The organism is Streptomyces sp. MnatMP-M17 (assembly GCF_900091995.1).
Classification (GTDB): Bacteria; Actinomycetota; Actinomycetes; order Streptomycetales; family Streptomycetaceae; genus Streptomyces.
Map to the genome: position 1 here is coordinate 1 of NZ_FMDK01001154.1, position 3260 is coordinate 3260.

Below are 3260 nucleotides of genomic sequence, written 5' to 3' on the forward strand. Positions count from 1 at the left end.
CGGGGCAGCGGGAGCTGCCGGCCTCGCGGGGGTCGCCTTGCGCGGCGCCCCGGGCTTGGCAGTGGTCTTGCCGGCGTTGCCGCCGGGCCCCTGCAAAGCGTCAGTCAACTTACGTACAACCGGCGCCTCGATCGTCGACGACGCCGAACGGACGAATTCACCGAGTTCTTGGAGCTTGGCCATGACGACCTTGCTCTCGACGCCGAACTCCTTGGCGAGTTCGTATACCCGGACCTTAGCCACTTCGCTCCTTTTAGGTCCGGGTTACCGCCGGACCGTCGCTACTTCATGGGCGTACTCATCGCGTACTCATCGAGTGCTCATCGCAATCTCGACCTACTTCCAACTCGCGAGGTACCTGAACCGCACGGGGTTCCGTGCCGTACTTCTTCTTACAGTGACGCCTGCACCGCGACCGTCTCGACGGCCCGGCGCAGCTCCGCGCTGTCGAGCGGGCCCTGGACCCGGAAGGCCCTGGGGAACGCCCGGCGGCGGACCGCCAGATCGAGACAGTTCAAGGAGGGGTGCGTATACGCACCCCGGCCGGGCAGCGTACCGCGTCGATCGGGGACACACTGTGTCCCGACCACCACGATGCGCAGCAGATCGTCCTTGGCCGCTCGTTCCCGGCAGCCCACGCACGTTCGCTCAGGGCAGGCTCGGGCGCTCGTCCGGCCAGACATCCTCAAGTCTACCTCCCCGCGCCGACCTCACCCCTTTGGGGCAAGACTCGAACGCGTGACAGCTCGGAAGATCGTGTCGGCTCATACCGACAGGCGTCGGCCGGCCGGCGCGTGACCGTCGCAGGGCGACGGGACCTTCCCGAGATCATTCCCGCCGACCGGCCGGCCGACGGTCAGCCCCGCTCGCGCGCGCGGTCACCACCCCGGTCCCTGTCGCGGTCGCCTCCGCGGTCACGGTCGTCGTCGTCCGTCTGCTCCGTGTCCGGACGGATGTCGATCCGCCAGCCGGTGAGCCGCGCGGCGAGCCGGGCGTTCTGCCCTTCCTTGCCGATCGCCAGTGAGAGCTGGTAGTCCGGCACGGTCACCCGCGCCGAGCGCGCGGCGAGATCGACCACCTCGACCTTGCTGACCCGGGCCGGCGACAGCGCGTTGGCCACCATCTCGGCCGGATCGTCCGACCAGTCGACGATGTCGATCTTCTCACCGAGCAGCTCGGCCATGACATTGCGGACCCGGCCGCCCATCGGTCCGATGCAGGCGCCCTTGGCGTTGAGGCCGGAGCGGGTCGACCGTACGGCGATCTTCGTACGGTGGCCGGCCTCGCGGGCGATCGCGGCGATCTCGACCGAGCCGTCCGCGATCTCCGGGACCTCCAGCGCGAAGAGCTTCTTCACCAGATTGGGGTGGGTACGGGAGAGCGTCACCGAAGGGCCGCGCACGCCCTTGGCCACCCGCACCACATACGTACGCAGCCGCAGACCGTGCGTGTACTCCTCGCCCGGCACCTGCTCCTGCACCGGAAGGATGGCCTCCAGCTTGTCGTCCAGCTTGACGAGGACGTTCTTGGGGTCCTTGCCCTGCTGGACCAGACCGGCGACGACATCGCCCTCCCGGCGCGCGTACTCGCCGAAGGTGACATCGTTCTCGGCGTCCCGCAGCCGCTGCTGGATGACCTGGCGCGCGGTGGTCGCGGCGATCCGGCCGAAGTCCGACGGAGTGTCGTCGAACTCCTTGGGCTCCTGGCCCTCCTCCAGCTCCGCGGGATCCTCCTTGGCCCAGACCGTGACATGGCCGTTGTCCCGGCTCAGCACGGCCCGCGCGTGCCGGCGGCTGCCCTCCGTGCGGTGGTAGGCGATGAGGAGGGCGGATTCGATCGCCTCGACCAGCAGATCGAAGGGGATCTCCTTCTCTTGTGCCAAGCCCTTCAGGAGCTTCACATCGATGTCCACGGCTACGCCTCCTCTTCCTTCTTGTCCTTGCGGCTGAACTCGATCTCCACGCGCGCCTTGGCGATCCGCGTGAACTCGACGCGGCGGGCGGTGGGCTTGCGCCCCTTCACGCCCGGCACTTCGAGGCCGAGGCCCTCGTCGTCCACGGTGAGGATGCGGGCCACCAGCTCGCCGTCCTCATGGAGCTGGAATCTGGCCAGCCGGCCGACGGCGCGCAGATAGTGACGGTGCTCGGTCAAAGGGCGCTCGGCGCCGGGCGAGGTGACTTCGAGCTGGTACTCGTCCTCGCCCATCACGTCGGTCTCGTCGAGCTTCTCGGAGATGGAGCGGCTCAGCTCGGCACACTCGTCGAGGTCCACGCCCTCGTCCGAATCGACCACGACTCTCAGCACACGACGCCTGCCTGCCCGGGACACCTCGATCTCCTCCAGATCCAGGTCCTTCGCGCCGACGAGCGGTTCCAGCAGTCCGCGCAGCCTTTCGCTCTGGGTGGTGCTCATCCGGGTGACTCCTCGGCCGCGTGTGCTGTTGTGGGATCGTCGTGTGTCAGATCAAAGGGTATCCGGTCCGAAGGGGTGTTGCCGTCCACCCGTGGATGACCCGCGGGTACGCTCGCCTGCGGTGATCATCGCGAAGCCCGAAGGCAGGGGAGAGAGACGCGTGGGGCGCACGGGGACGACACGGAGGCGCCTGCTCATGGCCGCGGGCGCCACGGGAGCCACGGCGGCGGGGCTGCTGACCGGCTGCACCTCCGATTCCGCCGGCGGACGGAAGTCCGGGAGCGGGACGGGCGCGCGGGCCGAAAGCACGCTGCGGCAGCGGTCCGCCGCCACCAGCCGCGCACTGCTCGGACAGTACGACGCGGTGCTGGCGCTCCACCCGGACGAGGGCGAACTGCTGACACCGCTGCGGACGGCGGTCGCGCGGCAGGTGGACGCGCTGGCGCCGACAGCACGCAGGCCCACGAGCCCGCCACCCTCCGCCACTCCTTCCTCGCCCGAGTCCGAGTCCGGCTCCGAGTCTCCGGACGCCTCGCCCGGACCGAGGCCGCCGGTCCTTCCGGCCGTCGCCGACGACCCGGCGCAGGCCCTCAAGGCGCTGGCCACGGCCGAGCGCCGAACCGCCGACGCGCACACCGCCACGCTCATGGACGCGCCTCCGGAGCTGGCCAGACTGCTGGCCTCCCTCGCGGCGGCGGGCGCCGCGCACGCCTATCTGCTGACGGAAGGATCCCGCTCGTGAGCACCGGTGCGCTGGCCGCCGCGCAGGCCGCACTCGCGGCGGAGCACGCCGCCGTGTACGGGTACGGAGTCGTCGGCGGCCGGGTCGACGGCGACCGCCGTGGCGA

General features: G+C 70.1%; 5 protein-coding genes and 1 pseudogene. 2 read left to right on the forward strand and 4 right to left on the reverse strand.

Annotated elements, in window-relative coordinates; all coding sequences use genetic code 11:
• The 4 genes from GA0115259_RS37205 to rimP form a co-directional block, all read right to left on the reverse strand.
• Positions 1 to 243: translation initiation factor IF-2 N-terminal domain-containing protein (locus GA0115259_RS37205; RefSeq protein WP_141716866.1), on the reverse strand; the 243-nt coding region annotated here is incomplete at its 3' end.
• A 149-nt stretch (positions 244 to 392) separates the two neighbouring features.
• Positions 393 to 683 carry a YlxR family protein gene (locus GA0115259_RS37210; protein WP_093604956.1) on the reverse strand — a complete coding sequence of 97 codons (291 nt, stop codon included), beginning with the start codon at positions 681 to 683 and terminating at the stop codon, positions 393 to 395.
• 173 nt (positions 684 to 856) lie between these two features.
• Positions 857 to 1912 carry a transcription termination factor NusA gene (gene nusA / locus GA0115259_RS37215; protein WP_093604958.1) on the reverse strand — a complete coding sequence of 352 codons (1056 nt, stop codon included), beginning with the start codon at positions 1910 to 1912 and terminating at the stop codon, positions 857 to 859.
• A gap of 2 nt (positions 1913 to 1914) precedes the next feature.
• Positions 1915 to 2412 carry a ribosome maturation factor RimP gene (gene rimP / locus GA0115259_RS37220; protein ID WP_093604960.1) on the reverse strand — a complete coding sequence of 166 codons (498 nt, stop codon included), beginning with the start codon at positions 2410 to 2412 and terminating at the stop codon, positions 1915 to 1917.
• Between the two features lie 196 nt (positions 2413 to 2608).
• On the opposite strand from rimP, the gene GA0115259_RS37225 reads away from it, so the two are divergent.
• Together GA0115259_RS37225 and GA0115259_RS37230 are read left to right on the forward strand one after the other, a co-directional pair.
• Positions 2609 to 3154, forward strand: coding sequence for a hypothetical protein (locus GA0115259_RS37225; RefSeq protein ID WP_202450694.1), 546 nt, complete (start codon positions 2609 to 2611; stop codon positions 3152 to 3154).
• Between the two features lie 8 nt (positions 3155 to 3162).
• A pseudogene (locus GA0115259_RS37230) lies at positions 3163 to 3260 on the forward strand (DUF4439 domain-containing protein); the annotation flags it as partial.